The 16,479-nt window shown below is 61.0% G+C and carries 16 protein-coding genes; 9 read left to right on the top strand and 7 right to left on the bottom strand.

Annotated elements, in window-relative coordinates:
- Positions 1 to 300: 300 nt before the first annotated feature.
- Positions 301 to 474 (top strand): hypothetical protein, encoded by a 174-nt coding sequence (locus AC0L20_RS20990; RefSeq protein ID WP_456765851.1) that lies wholly within the window; start codon positions 301 to 303, stop codon positions 472 to 474.
- A 175-nt stretch (positions 475 to 649) separates the two neighbouring features.
- Here the strand turns inward: AC0L20_RS20990 and AC0L20_RS20985 are convergent, their stop codons facing one another.
- Together AC0L20_RS20985 and AC0L20_RS20980 are read right to left on the bottom strand one after the other, a co-directional pair.
- Positions 650 to 1,147 carry a hypothetical protein gene (locus AC0L20_RS20985; RefSeq protein WP_456765852.1) on the bottom strand — a complete coding sequence of 166 codons (498 nt, stop codon included), beginning with the start codon at positions 1,145 to 1,147 and terminating at the stop codon, positions 650 to 652.
- A 320-nt stretch (positions 1,148 to 1,467) separates the two neighbouring features.
- Complete coding sequence (locus tag AC0L20_RS20980; RefSeq protein ID WP_456765853.1) at positions 1,468 to 2,337, bottom strand: metallophosphoesterase; 870 nt, start codon at positions 2,335 to 2,337, stop codon at positions 1,468 to 1,470.
- A gap of 112 nt (positions 2,338 to 2,449) precedes the next feature.
- Between AC0L20_RS20980 and AC0L20_RS20975 the strand changes: the two genes are divergently transcribed.
- Complete coding sequence (locus tag AC0L20_RS20975) at positions 2,450 to 2,755, top strand: hypothetical protein (protein WP_456765854.1); 306 nt, start codon at positions 2,450 to 2,452, stop codon at positions 2,753 to 2,755.
- Here the strand turns inward: AC0L20_RS20975 and AC0L20_RS20970 are convergent.
- Positions 2,703 to 3,221 (bottom strand): hypothetical protein, encoded by a 519-nt coding sequence (locus tag AC0L20_RS20970; protein WP_456765855.1) that lies wholly within the window; start codon positions 3,219 to 3,221, stop codon positions 2,703 to 2,705. The two genes, AC0L20_RS20975 and AC0L20_RS20970, sit on opposite strands and share 53 nt — an antisense overlap.
- A gap of 1,265 nt (positions 3,222 to 4,486) precedes the next feature.
- Between AC0L20_RS20970 and AC0L20_RS20965 the strand changes: the two genes are divergently transcribed.
- Complete coding sequence (locus AC0L20_RS20965; protein WP_473291679.1) at positions 4,487 to 5,797, top strand: hypothetical protein; 1,311 nt, start codon at positions 4,487 to 4,489, stop codon at positions 5,795 to 5,797.
- 1,645 nt (positions 5,798 to 7,442) lie between these two features.
- Here the strand turns inward: AC0L20_RS20965 and AC0L20_RS20960 are convergent.
- Entirely contained in the window at positions 7,443 to 7,589 is a 147-nt protein-coding gene (locus AC0L20_RS20960; protein WP_456765857.1) for a hypothetical protein, read from the bottom strand.
- A gap of 281 nt (positions 7,590 to 7,870) precedes the next feature.
- Between AC0L20_RS20960 and AC0L20_RS20955 the strand changes: the two genes are divergently transcribed.
- The 3 genes from AC0L20_RS20955 to AC0L20_RS20945 all read left to right on the top strand — a co-directional run bounded on the left by AC0L20_RS20955 (position 7,871) and on the right by AC0L20_RS20945 (position 9,421).
- Positions 7,871 to 8,236, top strand: coding sequence for a VanZ family protein (locus tag AC0L20_RS20955; protein ID WP_456765858.1), 366 nt, complete (start codon positions 7,871 to 7,873; stop codon positions 8,234 to 8,236).
- Between the two features lie 325 nt (positions 8,237 to 8,561).
- Complete coding sequence (locus AC0L20_RS20950) at positions 8,562 to 8,864, top strand: CSS-motif domain-containing protein (protein WP_456765859.1); 303 nt, start codon at positions 8,562 to 8,564, stop codon at positions 8,862 to 8,864.
- Entirely contained in the window at positions 8,861 to 9,421 is a 561-nt protein-coding gene (locus AC0L20_RS20945; protein ID WP_456765860.1) for a hypothetical protein, read from the top strand. Before AC0L20_RS20950 ends, AC0L20_RS20945 begins: the two co-directional genes overlap by 4 nt.
- Before the next feature lie 169 nt (positions 9,422 to 9,590).
- Here the strand turns inward: AC0L20_RS20945 and AC0L20_RS20940 are convergent, their stop codons facing one another.
- Entirely contained in the window at positions 9,591 to 9,875 is a 285-nt protein-coding gene (locus AC0L20_RS20940; protein WP_007606560.1) for a hypothetical protein, read from the bottom strand.
- Positions 9,876 to 10,299: 424 nt separating this feature from the next.
- On the opposite strand from AC0L20_RS20940, the gene galE reads away from it, so the two are divergent.
- Positions 10,300 to 11,289, top strand: a complete 990-nt coding sequence (gene galE / locus AC0L20_RS20935; RefSeq protein ID WP_456765861.1) for a UDP-glucose 4-epimerase GalE — start codon at positions 10,300 to 10,302, stop codon at positions 11,287 to 11,289.
- 25 nt (positions 11,290 to 11,314) lie between these two features.
- On the opposite strand, the gene AC0L20_RS20930 is transcribed toward galE, so the two are convergent.
- A complete protein-coding gene (locus AC0L20_RS20930; RefSeq protein WP_456765862.1) occupies positions 11,315 to 11,773 on the bottom strand; it encodes a hypothetical protein in 459 nt (152 codons plus the stop codon).
- Positions 11,774 to 12,382: 609 nt separating this feature from the next.
- Between AC0L20_RS20930 and AC0L20_RS20925 the strand changes: the two genes are divergently transcribed.
- Together AC0L20_RS20925 and AC0L20_RS20920 are read left to right on the top strand one after the other, a co-directional pair.
- On the top strand, positions 12,383 to 13,054 hold the full coding sequence (locus AC0L20_RS20925; protein ID WP_456765863.1) for a hypothetical protein: 672 nt from the start codon (positions 12,383 to 12,385) through the stop codon (positions 13,052 to 13,054).
- Between the two features lie 18 nt (positions 13,055 to 13,072).
- Positions 13,073 to 15,223, top strand: a complete 2,151-nt coding sequence (locus AC0L20_RS20920) for a CHASE2 domain-containing protein (protein ID WP_473291669.1) — start codon at positions 13,073 to 13,075, stop codon at positions 15,221 to 15,223.
- A gap of 35 nt (positions 15,224 to 15,258) precedes the next feature.
- On the opposite strand, the gene pobA is transcribed toward AC0L20_RS20920, so the two are convergent.
- Positions 15,259 to 16,431, bottom strand: a complete 1,173-nt coding sequence (gene pobA / locus AC0L20_RS20915; RefSeq protein WP_456765865.1) for a 4-hydroxybenzoate 3-monooxygenase — start codon at positions 16,429 to 16,431, stop codon at positions 15,259 to 15,261.
- Positions 16,432 to 16,479 lie beyond the last annotated feature (48 nt).

The following is a 16,479-nucleotide window of genomic DNA, read 5'->3' as shown; positions in this document are numbered from 1 at the left end:
GCGCCAGCCGTTTGGCTCCGTCGAAGTCAGATGCAGGACGCTCGACGAACCTCGACTTTTGTCGTCATTCGCTTCGGGATCCACATCCGTATATCCACGGACGAACGCGACGCGCACGCTGCAGGTAAGGTTGAGCGGTTAGCTTAATACACGGTGTTGCTTGCGAGATTTCGCCGATCGCATATTCATTTTCGCACCGGGCTTCCCCAAGGCCTGGCCCCACCCAAGCAAAGCCGTCGAGCGAATCTGGGTCGCTTGGCGGCTTTTTCGTCTTATTTTGTGAATGAGGATTCTTTGAGTATGGCGCGCAAGCCCTGGTCGTTCAAGGAAGACCGCAAGTTGATGGAACTGGCCAAGTCTTCAGTCTCTTTGGAAGAAGCCGCGAAACAGCTCGGCCGGACACCTGATGCAATCAAGCGCATGGCATTGCGCCTGGGTCTTTCGCTTGGGTCGAAGAAGCCGAAGCAGGGCTGAGCAACAAAAGCCCGAAGGGCCCGATCATCTGCCGGGATGATGCAGCCCGCTTCCGACAGCGCGCTCAAAGTCCGCGATTGGAGCATTGCGGATCACAAAGCGGAAGCAAGAGCGTCTTATCGAGGCGCAGTCGAATGACCGAGCGATCGTGGCTTCTCGACGGACGATTCAGGACTCACTTCGGGGCCTTTCGCCGTCCACCCTTGTGAGGAATTATCTTGTCGGCCGCCTTGTGCGTGAGATGGTCCGGCACAGGCGGACGCTGCTCCTGCCGGTGGCCATGACCGCGCGCGTCACGCCCAAAATCGTCAAAAGACGGCTCTGCGGCACCGTAGGCGGTCGGGGCGTCCTCCCCAAGCACATCATGCTTCATGGCGTGCCAGCGACGCCACTGCGCACCGAAACTCGCGAGCGAGCCCGGTGGTGCTGGCCCGGTCGGCATGGTATCGACCTTGCGGCCAATGTGGTTGAGCTGAATCCTGGGATCCTGATTCACAAACGAAATGAGGACCCGTTCCACAAAGAGTGATCTGGAAAGACCACTTTCGTCAGCGAGCAGATCCAGCACATCCGCCAAATCCGGGTTCATGCGCATCACGAACCGATAGGAGCGTCTGGCGTCGGGATCGCCGAAAGGACGCCCCCGAGCTCTTTTTTTTGCAGCGTCCTTCAAGTTTCGGCTCACCCTCTATCTGCCGCCATTTAATGCTATAACATTAAACGAGGCGACTGCCGGAGACTACGCTAATTTCAGCGATTCGAAAGCGGGTTTCGAGGCAACCAGAAATGCCGCAGCGTCGTGCAGCATAGCTGCGGGATCGGGTGGCGAGGCGAACGCGCAACTCTCATCGGCGCCGATGGCTCGAACAATGCCTTCCGAACGGCCACCACCACGTCCCGCCAGACCCCGGCGCTCATTCGCGGACGCAGTCGGTCCGCCCCCCTTCGCCCCGAACAAGACCCATCCGCGGCGATCCCGGCTCCGACGGCGCATCAGATCTTCATCGTTGGGGCCAAGCGCGACTCCAGCTCGAGGACGAGGTCGGCATTGAAGTCGGGGTTCTCGCGCACGCCCGGCCGCAAAGGATAACCACGCGGATTAGCGACCACGCGCACGGGTCCGACCTGATAATCGCGATTGGTGTGAACATGACCATGCAGCCAGAGCGCCGGCGCTCCATCGCCTTGCATCAGGGCTTCCAGGTCGGATCCGTAGCACCAGTCGAGATCATTGAACAGGAGCGGACGATCGGGCCCCCAGCCCAGCAACGAACGATAAGAAGGGGCATGATGCGTCACCACCACGGTCTCTCCATCGAAGGGCTGGGCCAAAGTTTCCTGCAGGAATTTCCGAGTGGCCTTGTGAGCGTCGATCGTGTCGCGCGCTCGCAACCTGTCACGCGAACGGCCGGGCAACCTCTTGATCAATCGATAGTCGTTCATTGCCTTCGACGCCGCGCGAACCGCCTCGTCGAAGGAGACGTAGCCCGGCCGCGCGCAAAAGTCGGTCCAAAGCGTGCCGCCGATGAACCGGACGCCGTCGATCTCGACAGCCGCGTCATCCAGCAAGATGACGTCATTCTCTTCGGCGGCACGCGGCATAAGCTCGTAGCGCTGGGCTTCGTAGGTCGTCCGTAGTTCGGGGTGGTGCCTATCCGCGTGCGAGTAAAAATCATGGTTGCCGGGCACGTAGACCAGATTTCGCGCGTCGGGCAGCAATTCGCGCAGCCGGCGGATTGCAAGGTGCCCAGGGGCCATGACGTCGCCGGCGATGACCGTGACATCCGCATCGACGACCGCGAGGCGATCCATGCCGTTACCTGCGAGATCGTCGTGGAAGTCGGAGCCGAGGCGGATACGCATGCTTCGTCCTTTGGATCGATTGTTAAGAACTGTCGACGGCGATGAAACGAGATTGTAATACTTAGGATATAATGATGCAACATCTAATTTGTTACCAAACGGAGGACAGAAGATGAGCACTCGCGACCCACTTACCGGCTTTGACGCCCGCGCCTTCACCGTGGGAGCGGTCGGCGGCGCGGCGACCATCGCGGCGGCGTTCGCCGCCGCGATCCAAAACGCCCGCGCGGCAAACTTTGCGCGCTGGGACCGACAGGCCCTGGTCGACGGCATCGAGTTCAGCGAGCAGAAGCGGGCCCGCCTCTACAGAGAGGTGCAGGTCTCGAACCGCCGGATGCTGGAAATGCAGTCGGAAATGATCGCCCTCACGGCCGAGTTGAAGGCGATGCGGGCTCGGGAGATTCTTCGTCGGCGATGAGGTCGGCCGCGGGGCCCGTGTTGGGCCCCGCCGTCCATTGCTGCGGCATCAAGGGCCGGACGTCCCTGACGCCGGGAAGCCGGTGACGTCCAATCAAATGACTTTCGATATTGGACTTTTTGGAATGGACGATAATCGAGCATTCCTGGCGGGTCAGGCCACGCAGCCATCGAGAAATTTCCATCGGCGCGTCGAGCGGCAGTAAGGCCGGCCGGCCATCGATGATGCTCTGCGCGCACCATCCGAGTACAACAGCCGCCGCCAAATGATCGGGGCCCGAAGCACTAACCTCTGCTTCCGCGACCTTCTCCAGATCTTCGGCCGGAGCGATCGGCGGAATCTCGTCATGGTCCGGCGCGACGCCGAAGAGCACGCCCAGAAGGCGGCCAGGCAGCAGCACGAGCGCCCAAAGCGCCGCAACGACTGCCCGGAAGGCTGCGAACACCGACGTGAAGAACCGCATCATGACACTTTCTGTTGATCATCCTCCTGCTGCCGGACCTCGACAGTCAGCCGGGGTATTTTACCTCCCAACACATATATAACGATATATTTTTGCTTTAGCAACATGAGTTACCATTTGTTGCCTATTATATCATTCACTTTCGACGAACGGCTATTTCGAGCGCCCTGCGCCCGGTCCCGCCCCGAGAGACGGACCTCGTCCCCGAAAGCCATGGGCATATTGACCGACAGGACGGCGTCGACGATCGCCCGGCGGGCACGCCGCCCAACACCTGCCCAGATGACATTTGGCGGCGCTCTGACGGACGCTTCGCCAGGATGTCCAACCGGGCCGAGCCGCAGATTCCGTACGCAATGGCGCTCGGCTCTTCCGGAAAGAGCCCCCATTCACGCGTTCACCCGTCTTTGGGTCTGGCCCGGAGGCGATATCGATGGTCTTGATCGTGACGGCTTCGAGCATCGCGAATCCGGCGCCAAAGGGGCCCCGACATGCGCCCGTCGTCAGAGGTCAGACCGCGGCCTGCTCATTCTCAATGCGAAGCGGCCGGTTGCCCTCGCGACATTGGCGTCGGCCGGCTTGGCGCACGCGGCGGCGCATCATTCAGCTCAACTCCAGCTTCAGACGCGCGATGATCGCGCCGGCCGTGGAGGGCCATCGTCGCTCCGTCCGTTGGTGCGACCGGCGTCATGTTTGAGCTTCTGGCCTGAATTCTTGCCGGCAGTAACGTCGATCGCAGCCGCCAGGCGGTTCGCGCAGCCGGCGAACGGCGCACATCGATGCCTTGGCCGTCGCCTCGGTCTCTGTCATGCACCCATGCTGCCGCTTCGCAATCGCTTCAACCGGTTTAGCGAGCTGCGCCCTCCAAAAGGAGCCCGGCAATCGAGCGGCTTTCAAGATGACACGGTATCTCGCGGCAACTTACCGTGCGATACGACTCTATTGAGAAAATAAACGACTCTTAGACAAAATTTCTCTTCCCGAATTCACTAAAGAGGCGTTATATTATGACTCATTTCCGTTTTTTTCTGAACGGGTTGCCCATCGGATTGGAGGAAAGGACGAGCTCATGCGCGCACGCCCTAAGACCGGAAAAGTCGTCAGCCGCGGCTTCTACGCCGACACATGCGGCGGGTAAAACAATGACAGATCGAGACGATAAACGGCCCAGGGCCGTCGCCCCGCTTCGACGGAAGCTTGGATTTCGCCAGGCGAAGGCCCGCAGCGAAACCAAGACGCATAATGGTTCGACAGCCGGAGACCCAGACATGGGAGCCAGCTACCCGGCCTCGATCAGGGCGGCTAAGGCTGACAACCCGGCTCCGCAGGCTCAACAGGCCCCTCACAGAATAGACGCGGAAGCCTCCTTGGGCATTCAATTGCCTGATGGCGACCCGCAGGTTGGCCGCCCGGGAGAGCAATTCGACGATGGTCAATCTTGGACCGCAGAGATCGCAGCTTCGCTCGATGGGCCAAGGGGACCGGACTACGCCTCCTTTGACCCTGTCTTGTCCGGGCTCGTCGGGCAAGCCGAAGGATATCGCACTCAATGGCGCAACAAGCACCAGAAGGACCCGGACGCCCCTCTGGCCGTCGCGAGCCAGGAAACAAAAGAGCTTTACGAGAGGTGTGGGCGCAGGCTGGCAGCCAAGTACGTCCGTACTGAAGCGTCCGGGATGGCATTCGAGGACGTGGATCCGCGTGACTTCGCAAATTGGCTTTTGGCCAGGAAGCCCTTCTGGGACGACAGCACGTGGAGAATGAATCGTGCAGGTGCGATCGCTGTCATCCACACCATCCCCTCTTCACATATAACTGAAGCACTCGCCTGGTTGTATTCTGATCTTCAGCCTGGATCCGGATCGCGCGAGCGCGAGAGCGCGAACCAAATCGAACAGCACCAGATCGAAAAGCTCAAGACTGCACTCGGGGACCAAAACAGCAAACCGGCACGCTGGCTCGAAATCTGGCTCGATGCCGGCATTAGTACCGGTCTGCATCCGACCGAATGGCCTTTGGCCACACTGGAAATACGCCACGACGCCAGCGCGCCTCACGGCAGGCGGGTTTGGCTTCACGTGATAATGGGCCATGTGGAGGAGGAGTGGCTTACCCACCGCACCCTCGAGATTTCGAAGTTCAGCGAAGCCGCTGTGACAAACATCCAGCACATGATCTATAACGCAAGCGAATGGGCAGTCGAGGGAAAATTCGCCGAGCGTCAAGGTCAAATCGCGCGCCTGCTCCGCGTGACTTCAAAGAAATGCGGGTTCAAGCTGCAATATGACCTGCACAGCCTGCGCCAGCAATTCATTGAAAACATGAGAAGCGAGTATGGCGATGCCGGGGTGGCGGCCCTTGTAGGCCACCTGTGCATCAACAACGAGAGGAAGCACTATACTAAACGACGCGCGGCGTGGAAGGAAATCGGTGTCGTCGTCCCGTGGCCATCACGGCCGTTGGTTGCGCGAATGCAAAAGCGGCTTGAGATGTATCGCAGAATGCAGACGTTGGTTGCCGATAAGGCGGCCTACAGGCTTGCCGTGCTGGAACGGCTGGGTGAGCCATTAGCTGAATAAAAATTGCAGGCGGCGATAGTACTCAATCGAGCACCATCGTGGAACGCGCATTATTCAAGCAGCAGCGACAGGTGGCGAACGCCTTGGATTGACGTTTGGTTCGCCTGAGCTTGTCGCCCCGGCGGCGTTCCTTTTGATGTTCCCATATCAGATCAATGATCAGCGCCCACCGCTCGCGCAACTGTCGCTGAGCTCAATCGCATCGTAAGGCGCCCCACTCATCGAACTGATGTCATCGATGACTGTGGGGCACGTCCGAGCTTACTTGGCCGCAACGGTGCGCCGCCTCCGCCGAGCCTAGATCCAGATGCCTGCATCGTTATCGGTCATCGAGGGATGCGGTAAGGCGGATGCTGGCGCCTTCGGGCTCGGACAGCAGTTGGCTCCAACGTTTTCATGCCTGCCGCGGCTCTATTGAACCACAGCATCTTCAGCGCGCATTCTAAGATTTCGCTTGCGCCGGTGGCCGTAACCGTCGAGCCAATCAACCGACGCGGCGTAGCACATGGATAGCCGGTAGAAGGTCTAGAATTGGGGCAATCGTTCAACGCTGCCTACCACCCGGGCTTGGCATCGCAGCTTGGCCACGCTGGACGAAGTGTATGTTGGGTCGCGCCCGGATAATGGCAGAGGGGATGCGGACTGATCCCGAGTTGTGCCTTTTGCCGTGTCTTTCCGATCTTCGAGCACGATTGGCCATCAACATTGTCGCCATCGCACGGTAACACGCAGCGAGTTACCGTGCGATACGACTCATCTAGAAAAATAAACGATTCTTTGATGGCGTGTTTCGCTCTCCCACAGGACACGAAGAGTTCGACAAAGAATCGTTTTAAATTATCAAAAATCCGTTTTTGTTCTGGGTCGGTAACGGGGGGTGTCGCGAAATTGGAATGGGACGAGCTCCTACCCTGGACGCGTGAAAAGCGATCATTCGGCGACACCGCTGATACATGCTGAGGGGGGAACAGCGGCAAACAGGGACGACTGGCGACGCATGCCCAAATCGGGCTGAAATGGAACGTCAAGCCTAAACCTGGCCCCGATGACCTGATGGCAACCCCACTTTGAGGCCGACCATCCCGGTGCCGCCGGCTTCAACGCCGGTATGACCACCGCGGGGATTTCGCCACCAAGGCTCCTGTGTCTCGGGGCGCATTGATCACGGCTGAAGCGCCGCCGATGGGTTACAGCGGAATCTAAATCGCGCTGGTCAACGAAAATAGACAGCCCGACGATCAGGCAGAATTAGGCCTGTCGACAAGGACAGCGCAAAATGGCGCGTTACCGCAACGCAAGGGCTTGCTGCGTAGCAGCTTCGGCTTCGCCCAAAATTGCGGTGTGTCCTCTTCGGCTCGAACTACCGGAAGCTTTTGACCACAACCTTGTCGTAGCCCTCTTAGACCGTCGGTGCCAAACCAATCTGAGTTACGGCATCGTCAGCGATGCGGGGACCCGTCCATCTATCTGGGAAGGCGGGCGTTGCAGGCCGAGCCGGTGGATTGTCCGCAGGGAAAAGGCTTAAGCCGAGTCGGCTCCATGTCGAGACGTTCAATGGGGCGCAACGGGTTGTCGAACGGATATCACCTGAGCACCGGAAATTTGCGACGCAAACCACAGGGACGGCTCGCCGGCCGGCGTACGTCTACTGCGGCTTTTGCTTCGCTTTTGCCTGTAGCTTCTCGAGTTGCTCTTCCGCATACAGGATGATCAAGCGCCTTACGTCCTGGTCGGATATTTTCTGAAAAGCCTTGATCAGACGTAGCATCTGCAGATCGTCGACGTTCGGCATGGCAAAGAGCTCATCGGATAAAGCGGCGGCTGAAATAACAGAAACTATGCGATTGTTCTCGACGAATAGAAAAGCCAACTTCAGCCAGAGTAAACTCGTTGCCTTGCCACGGAACCGGAGAGGTTACTCTTATGCCCACCTGCTTAAGCGTGAGTGTGGTCCTTTAGAGATCGCGCCTTGAAACGCCCCTGAATCATGGATGCCTCGTTAGCGCCAGCAGGAACTTAACGATATCTGGGCTTTTTGATCCCGATCGGTAGCCAACCGGCTACCCTGGCGGCATGCGCCGAAACCACTTGATTGCAGCCATGTGCATCTGCCTGGCGCTCATTGTCTACGCCACCTTTGCAAAGTTGGCAGGACGCCCTGCGCTAATGGGGCATCACGAAGCCTATTGGGTCGTCGTGATCGAGCGCTTCAGCGCTTATGGGCTGCTCGGATTTCTCCTGTCGTTCCTGCTGCCGGGACGGTTCGCTTTAACCTGCTCTCTCGTTATCGCGGTCGCCATAGGGCTGGAGATCATGCAAATGCTCACACCCGACCGGGATCCGGGCCTGCTTGACGCCCTCCAGAAAGTCGCCGGAGGTCTCGTGGGTGTCATGCTCGCCCAGACGATCTTGGCCTTCTTGCCCAGACCTCCGACCTGAGGCAACAGGCCCGAGCCATCCCGATCGGTGGGTAGAACAAGGCAACTTTGGCTCATCCTCGGGCTACGCGGTTCGCCACCCTGGCTTGTGATGCCGAAGAGCGCACCGCTCTGCCCCAAACCGGGCTACCCACGCCTCCCGCCCCCGCTGCCCGCCAAATGGGCAAGACCCGTTGGGTTCCGCGCCGCGTTTGGGTGTCCCAATTAGACCCTATCTTAGCCCGTCCTGACTAGGATCTGCAGGAGCGTCCTTCGATCTCCGCGCGGGCAGGATGAGACTACAGCGACCGACCTTTGTGTTTGCGGCGCTCGTGCTTGCGAGCACAATGGCGTTCGGGCTGGGCGGGCATTTCGCAGCCGAAAGCATCATCCGGCGTCAGCAAGCCCATCAGCTCGACGAATTGACTGAGGTTGTTCTGCGTCGCGCCGAATTTGCAATCGATTTTGCCGGCGCGAGCCTGGGCGAACTTGCGCGGCGCGACCTTGCCGATTGCGGGCCCGCGACGCTGCAGGCGATCCGCCTCCACGTCTACCAGCGTTCCGCAATCAAGGATGTGCGCCTCGTTAACCCTGATGGCCCGGTGATCTGTTCGGCCTATTCCGAAACGCTGGAATTCGACAAGGGATGATCGACCGCCGCGATATGCTTCCCGCGCGCGACAAGAGCCTTTCGCTCTTCCGTGTCGAGCAATTCGGCGGCGATGCTCTGGGCGTGCTCAAAGACATCAATGGCAACGCCGCATTGGTCGCCATTCTTGGCGTCAACGCCAGCCTGTTCGACATCATGCCCGCCGAGTTGCGCGTCCATAGCGAAGTGATCCTCGCCTTGAGCAACGGCGAGAAACTTGGCGAATTCCTGCTCTATCCCGACAAAGCCTTGCAGGTCCCGATCGATCTCGACAAAAACTCCACTCGATTCCCACTCCATGCGACCATCCGCCTCGAACGCGGCATCCTCTCGACGCGAGGCCTACTGGCCGACGCTGGCCGTAGCGTTCGCAATCGGCGCGCTTTTCGGCAGGCTTTCGTAGGTCGCCTCGGCCTTGCCTGTTCCAGGCGAGTTGTTCGGAGGCACTTCATTGCCGCCTTTGAGATCGGCCTGCAACTTCACGAGTTCTGCGCTCGCCGTTGCGGCTGTCATGATGATCAGCCCCCCAGCATCGCCGCTCCCACCAGTGTCGCGTAGCCTCGATCGCTGTCGTTCCTCATGGCATCCTCCTGCAAGCTCTGCGGCCCGCTGCGATTAAACCCGGCCCGCAATGGAAATTCCGGATGGAGATTTACGCCTGATTCGGAACAACTATCGCGAGATCTCGGCTCCTTATACCCGGAGCTTGAGAAATCACGTGCGGGGGCTAAGCCGAGCGGCGCTGGCCCAGGAACTGGTTCGGCGTCAGGAGTTCTGCCATCTGATGATGGGTGGCCTGGAGCGCCTCGATGGCGCCGTCCAGATCAAAATCGGCGTCCCGGACAGATGCGAAAAATTTAGCCGTCAGCGCCAGATCGAGCTTGACGCGGGTTGCGCCATCGCGGCTTTTGCGGCGGTCAAGTGACAAATGGATGGCTCGCATTCTGGCCTCGGCAGGCGTGCAGCCACTCAGCCCGGCGAGTTCGTCATAAGTCATCCAGATCTGTGCCATGTTCAGTCACTCCTTTACTCGGCCTCAGCTTATTTTTCGTACTTAAAGCTTCGGTTGCCGCCGCGCGCGCGCCGACCATTTCGCAGCCATAGGGTCAATGCGAGCTAAACGAAGAAGGACTATCGTGCCGAGCCCCCGGTGGGTTGCATACAGCGAAGATCGATCTATGCTCACCCGATCGATCAACTGTTGAACTGAGGCAATCACATTGGGACAGATCACTTCGGAAGCCCTCTCCTTGAGTGATGTCGTGTCCCGTGGCGCCACCCTGCATGTTCCCGCGTTGGGCACCGCTTTGGGCCGACATATGGTCGGCTTCTCCGCAAACGTCCCGCATCGCTGACGCTCGCTCGTGCTGTCTGCCGATTTGGTGCTGGCGGCGGTTGCCTGGATAATCGTTGATTTCGCTTTGAGGTAAGCACACATGACGGACCGACCGACTGTCCTCGTTACCGGAGGCGCGGGCTATATCGGCTCGCATGCCTGCCGCGCCCTGACCGCCGCCGGCTATCAGCCCGTCGTTTATGACAATCTGTCGACAGGTCATCGCGGCTTCGTCGCCGGTCCGCTGGTAACAGGCGATCTGCTCGACGGCGCCACGCTGGCGCACGCCTTCGCCGAGCACAAAATCACGGCGGTCATGCATTTCGCGGCGGCAAGCCTCGTCGGCGAGTCCATGACCGACCCGCAAAAGTACTACATCAACAATGTGCAGGGCACGCTGTCGCTATTGCAGGCGATGCGCAATGCGGGCTGCCATCGTATCGTGTTCTCCTCGACCGGCGCCGTCTACGGCAATGCCGATTCCAAGGAACTGCCGGAAGATTTCCCCTGCGCGCCGATCAACCCCTATGGCGCATCGAAGTGGATGATCGAGCGCATGCTGGCCGATTACCGCGCCGCTTACGGCTTCGGCGCGTTCTGCCTGCGCTATTTCAACGCCAGCGGCGCCGATCCTGCCGGCGGCATCGGCGAATTGCGTGACAATGAAACCCATCTCATTCCGCGCGCCATGATGGCGTTACAGGGCCATGTCGATTTTGCCGTGTTCGGCGAGGACTACGACACGCCCGATGGCACCGCGATCCGCGACTATATCCATGTCACCGACCTCGCCGCGGCGCATGTCGCGGCGCTGAAGCTGCTGGAACAAGGGCATGCCGGCGGCAGCTTCAATCTGGGCACCGGCTCCGGCTTTTCGGTGCGGGAAATCCTGACCGCCATCAGGCAGGAGACCGGGCGCGAGGTGCCCCACACCGTCAAACCGCGCCGCGCCGGCGATCCCACCTATCTCGTCGCCGATCCCTCCGCAGCGCGAAAAGTGCTGAATTTCGTGCCGCGACATTCGGATCTACCGACTGTGATCCGCACCGCCTGGGCCTGGCACCAGCGGGCTCATCCGCTTAAGTCCTGACAACATCGTCGAAGTCGATCTGGCCTTATGGTCTATTCCGTTCTGAGCCAAGCGATCCCGGCGCAAATGGATGGCGCGATCGCGAACGGCCGTCGAGCCCCTTGGGCAGCTTGTCGGCATTGAGCTTCACGACCGCACCTCTGGTGTCGGGGGCCGGCACCTCGTCCTGGCTGTAGATCAGCGTCGCCTCGAAGGTCAAATCGGGGGCCTGCTCGGCCGTTCCGGAACAGGTCGCCATCGCACCGCTGCACACGCCCGAGAGCTTGACCTCGACCTCGTCGAGCCCAAACACGGTCGGCGGCCCCTCGGCATGTCGCCGCGTGGTCAGAATCGCCGTGAAGCGCTGCTCGTCGATTCGGTAAGAGCCACCATAGGTGAAGAAGCTGTCGCTGCCGGAGATTCGTCCCTCCGCCAGATGCACTACGCCCGTGCCCTGACCGCGCGGGGTCCTGAACCAGGCAGCATATTTGCCGTCTCTCAGCATGAAAATATCCGCCGTACAACTCAAACCCATTTGCAACCAATACTAGGGCGCGACAATGATCCGCGCGGAGAGCATTCCGCCACGGTTAACACCCTGCAAAGCGAGCCAGTCAAATTGCTACCGACGCGCAGCGACGCGGGCAGCGCAGGCTCCTCCGCGCAGCGGGCACGAAAGCTGGACCTCGTTGCATACCGCGCTAAAGACGATCGGCGTGCCGACCTCGTTTGGCAGCTTGCATATAACCGCTATCAACTCAGCCTTCGTGACAACAAGCCTTCCTGTCGCGCAGGGAGGAAGTGGTCGAGATCGCCGCCGGTCAGCAGGCGACGCCGTATCAGAAGACCGAGGCCACGCTCGCGCCCATTATAGGTATAGAGAGTGCAGCGGAGGGCCACCCGGTCGAGGCCGTCCCAGCCGAATGAAATTATCCATCCGGCCAACAGCTTGCCGGCGCACTGTTTTCTCCGGTCGCCGGTTTGAACCTCTTCCTGATAGAGTGCACCAATATCTGAGAGTGATTCCGGTCACACTTGCCTTGGCGTTTCGCTGCTAAGCATCGCCCCTGGACGGGGACCGGGCAAATATCGGTCGAATTGGATGAGATTTCCCATGAAAAGCCTGATCGGCGCTGTTGTCGGCGCGTGCTGTCTTGCTGCCCCCGCTTTGGCGGAGACTCCGGCCGCCATCGTGGAGGACGTGCAAGGCAAGGTCGACGGCATCGCGTTCATGGATTACGTGGCGCCGGGCAAGATCATCAAGCTCGGGCCGAAGGCGAGCATTACGCTCAGCTATCTCAAATCCTGCCAGCGCGAGATCATCAGCGAAGGCGTCGTCCTGATCGGCGCCGAGCAGAGCACCGTGCAGCTCGGCGAGGTCAAGCGGGAAAAGGTGCCCTGCGATACCAATGCGGCCAAACTGTCTGAGCGCGAGGCGAACCAGAGTGCCGCGACGACCTTCCGCACCATGCGGTCGGATGCCAAGGGTAGCGCTCCGGCCAAGCTGCCGACGCTCTACGGCGTCGCGCCGCTGGTGCAGGCCAAGAGCGGCAGCACCCTGGTGATCGAACGCACCGATGGCAAGGAGCCCACGATCAGCGTGCCGCTCAGGGGCGACACGATGGTCGGAGGCAAGTTCTATGACTTCGCCAAGGTCGGGAAGTCGCTGACGCCGGGCGGCAGCTATCTCGCCATTCTCGGCGCCAAGCGCTACGCCTTCCAGGTCGATGCCAGCGCCACGTCATCGCCGACGCCGATCGTCGGACGCCTGCTGCGGCTCGAGTAGGCGGCCTGCGTCGGGGCGATGCGGCGGATCGGCAGACGGGACATCGTTGCAGCGATCCTGATTGCGCTTCTTGCAGGCGCCGTCGTCACGTCTCCGCCGTTCCAGACGTTGCAGGGCCTGTCGCTCGACATCCTCACGGCACTGCGCGGCATGCTCGTCGGCGACCACCGCGATCCCGCGACATCACCCGTCGTCGTCGTGGCCATCGACGGCGAGACCTACGACACTCCGCCGTTCAAGGGATCGCCAACGCAGACCTGGACGCGCGAGATCGGCCGCGTGCTCGGGAGTATCGACGATGGCGGTGCCAAGGTCATCGGCTTCGACGTCATCTTCCCGAGCTCGATCGAGCAGTCGGAGATTCCCTTCGGCGACGCGCCGCTGGGCAGCCGCATGAAAGGCTTCGATCGGGACTATCTCATCTCCCTGCGGAAGCTTTCCGACAGCGGCAAGCTGGTCCTCGGCGAGATCCTGAGCAACGATCATCCCGACGCGCCTTACCCCGCACAGCGATTTGCGGTGAAGAACGCTGTCCGTTCCCTCAACGTCCATACCGACACCGACGACGTGATCCGGCGGATGCCGCTGAGCTTCTCGATCGACGGTAAGCCGGTCCCCACGATGGCGGTCGAGCTCGCCGCGCGCGCGCTGGGTGGAAAGCCCGAGATCGCACCGTCCGGCGCGTCCGAATTGTCCGGTTATGCAATTCCGAGCGCGGTACCGAATACACTGGCGCTCAATTTTCGAGGACTGGGCCGTGACATTCCGACTTTCTCCTTCGCCGATCTGCGAGCCTGCGTCGAAAAAGGCGACCGCGATTTCTTCCGCCGCGCCTTCGGCGGCAAAGTCGTGCTGCTCGGCACCGCTCTGAATTTCGAGGATCGCAAGCTCACCTCGATGCGGCTGTCCGGCGGATATGACGGAACGCCGGGGCCGCGATGCGCCCTACCCGTCTCGGCGAACACCGCGCAAAAGGCCCGCAGCGACATCGCCGGGGTCTTCGTGCATGCCACCGCGGTCCGGAACTTGATCGAGCGCGATGCCGTGAGCGAACTCGGCTTTCCGGCACGGACCATTGTCACGATCGCGCTCGCGGCAATCATCGCCTGCGCGGCCTGCATGTTCGCGCCCGGCGGCGCGATGATCGCCTGGTTCGTCCTGACCGCCGTTTACGCCGCCGTGGCCGTCGGTGCATTCGTCTATGCCTTGGCGCTGCCGCTGACGGAGCCGGCACTCGCAAGCCTTGCCGCGCTCGCGATGATGATCGGCTACCGTTTCGTGCTGGCCGATCGTGACGAGCGTTTCCTGCGCAAGAGCTTTGCGTTCTATCTCGCCCCCGAAGTCATCGACACCATGGTTGCCTCCGGAAAGATGCCGGCGCTCGGCGGCGAAATGCGCAACGTCACCATGTTCTTCTCCGACCTGAGCGGCTTCTCCTCCATCGCCGAGACGATGACGCCGGGCGAGCTGGTGACGCTGATGAACGAATATCTGTCGGCCATGACCGACATCATCGAGAGCCATGGCGGCTATGTCGACAAATATATCGGCGATTCCATCGTCGCCATGTTCGGTGCGCCCGCCGACGATCCCGCGCATGCGCGCCACGCGGTCCATGCCGCGCTGAAGTGTCACGCAAAGCTGGCAGAGCTCAACGCCGGCAGCGCCGCTTTCGCCGGCCGCGGCCTGTCGCATCGCATCGGGCTCAACAGCGGCGAGGCCGTGGTCGGCAATATCGGCTCCCGCCGCCGCTTCAACTACACCGTGATGAGCGACACCGTGAACGTCGCTTCGCGGCTCGAAGGCGCCAACAAATACTACGGCACCGCAATCATGGCCTCGGAATCGACGATGGCGCAAACCGGCGACGGCTTCGCCTGGCGGGAACTCGATGCGATCCGGGTGCTGGGGCGCGGCGAGGCGATCAGGGTATTCGAGCCGCTCGCGGACAAAGGCGCGGAGAGCGCCGGGCAGAAACAGGTGGCCACGGCTTACGCGGAAGGGCTGGCCTGCTGGCGGGCAAGGGAGTTTGCGAAGGCCGCTGATGCGTTCGGGCGAACGGCGGAAATGGATCCGGCGTCAGCGCTTTTTGGCAAGCGCGCGACTGCGCTCGCTACAAATCCACCGGGGTCGGATTGGACTCCGGTGAACATCCTAGAAGGAAAGTAGTGCAGCGTAGCACCGCTTTTCGGGTTCACTCCACGCTAGAACGGCAGCCCCACATAATTTTCCGCGAGCAGGCGCTGCGCCGTCTCGGACGAAAGGAGATATTCCAGCTCAGTCTGCTGGAGCCGGTCCTCGTATTCGAGCCGGTCGGGGAAGCGATGCAGCAGCATCGTCATCCACCACGAGAAGCGTTGCGCCTTCCAGATCCGCGCCAGCGCCTTGGCGGAGTAGCCCTGGAGCCCGGAATCATCGTCGTTCTGATAGTGCGCGAGCATGGCGTGGTAGAGATAATAGATGTCTGAGCCGGCGCTGTTCAGCCCGCGCGCGCCGGTCGGCGGCACGATGTGGGCGGCATCGCCGGCGAGAAACAGGCGGCCGTAGCTCATCGGCTCGGCGACGAAGCTGCGCAAGGGCGCGATGCTCTTCTCGATGGACGGTCCCGTGATCAGGCGGCCGCCGACCTCGTCCGGCAAACGACGCTTCAGCTCGGCCCAGAACGCATCGTCGCTCCAGTCCTCCACCTTGTCGGTGAGCGGCACCTGGACGTAGTAGCGGCTCAGCACTTGCGACCGCAAGGAACACAGCGCGAAGCCGCGCTCGTGCTTCACGTAAATCAGCTCCGGCGACACCGGTTTCGTGCGCGACAGCACGCCGAGCCAGCCGAACGGATAGATCTTCTCGTATTCCCGCAGCACGTCCTTCGGGATCGACTTGCGGCTGACGCCGTGAAAGCCGTCGGCGCCGACGATATAATCGCAATCGACTCGAACGGTCTCGCCATTCGAACGATAGGTCACGTAAGGCCGGTCGGAGGTCAGGTCATGCGGCGTCACATCCTCGGCGTTGTGCACGACGTTGCCGCCGAGGCGGTCGCGCGCCTCGTAGAGGTCGCGCGTCAGCTCGGTCTGGCCGTAGACCAGCACCGAATTGCCGCCGGAATGCTTGTAAAGGTCGATCTGTGAGAGCACGCCGTCATGGGCGATCTCGAATCCCTTGTGGATCTCACCCTCGCGGTCCATCCGCTCGCCGCACTGAGCCTCGCGCATTAGCCTGGCGAAGCCGTGCTCGAGCACGCCGGCACGGATCCGGGCAAGCACGTGGTCGCGGCTGTATTTTTCCAGCACGACCGTGTCGATGCCCTTGAGGTGCAGGAGCTGGGACAACAGCAGCCCGGACGGCCCGCCGCCGATGATACAGACCTGAACTTTCATTTTTGCATCCTCCTCTGCACTTTCTTGCAGATTCAGCGCCGCTGACCG

It is taken from the genome of Bradyrhizobium sp. Kon58 (genome assembly GCF_055807455.1).
The sequence above is the reverse complement of the archived record's forward strand: the minus strand, read 5'-3'. Positions and strand labels throughout refer to the sequence as shown.

Bases quoted from the DNA above. Each gene is read 5' to 3' on its own strand.
- AC0L20_RS20925 (WP_456765863.1), top strand. From the start codon at position 12,383: ATGAAAAGCCTGATCGGCGCTGTTGTCGGCGCGTGCTGTCTTGCTGCC.
- AC0L20_RS20945 (WP_456765860.1), top strand. From the start codon at position 8,861: ATGATCGACCGCCGCGATATGCTTCCCGCGCGCGACAAGAGCCTTTCG.
- AC0L20_RS20970 (WP_456765855.1), bottom strand. From the start codon at position 3,221: ATGATGCGGTTCTTCACGTCGGTGTTCGCAGCCTTCCGGGCAGTCGTT.
- AC0L20_RS20950 (WP_456765859.1), top strand. From the start codon at position 8,562: ATGGCGTTCGGGCTGGGCGGGCATTTCGCAGCCGAAAGCATCATCCGG.
- AC0L20_RS20980 (WP_456765853.1), bottom strand. From the start codon at position 2,337: ATGCGTATCCGCCTCGGCTCCGACTTCCACGACGATCTCGCAGGTAAC.
- AC0L20_RS20930 (WP_456765862.1), bottom strand. From the start codon at position 11,773: ATGCTGAGAGACGGCAAATATGCTGCCTGGTTCAGGACCCCGCGCGGT.
- galE (WP_456765861.1), top strand. From the start codon at position 10,300: ATGACGGACCGACCGACTGTCCTCGTTACCGGAGGCGCGGGCTATATC.
- AC0L20_RS20960 (WP_456765857.1), bottom strand. From the start codon at position 7,589: ATGCCGAACGTCGACGATCTGCAGATGCTACGTCTGATCAAGGCTTTT.
- AC0L20_RS20965 (WP_473291679.1), top strand. From the start codon at position 4,487: ATGGGAGCCAGCTACCCGGCCTCGATCAGGGCGGCTAAGGCTGACAAC.
- AC0L20_RS20975 (WP_456765854.1), top strand. From the start codon at position 2,450: ATGAGCACTCGCGACCCACTTACCGGCTTTGACGCCCGCGCCTTCACC.
- AC0L20_RS20955 (WP_456765858.1), top strand. From the start codon at position 7,871: ATGCGCCGAAACCACTTGATTGCAGCCATGTGCATCTGCCTGGCGCTC.
- AC0L20_RS20990 (WP_456765851.1), top strand. From the start codon at position 301: ATGGCGCGCAAGCCCTGGTCGTTCAAGGAAGACCGCAAGTTGATGGAA.
- AC0L20_RS20940 (WP_007606560.1), bottom strand. From the start codon at position 9,875: ATGGCACAGATCTGGATGACTTATGACGAACTCGCCGGGCTGAGTGGC.
- pobA (WP_456765865.1), bottom strand. From the start codon at position 16,431: ATGAAAGTTCAGGTCTGTATCATCGGCGGCGGGCCGTCCGGGCTGCTG.
- AC0L20_RS20920 (WP_473291669.1), top strand. From the start codon at position 13,073: ATGCGGCGGATCGGCAGACGGGACATCGTTGCAGCGATCCTGATTGCG.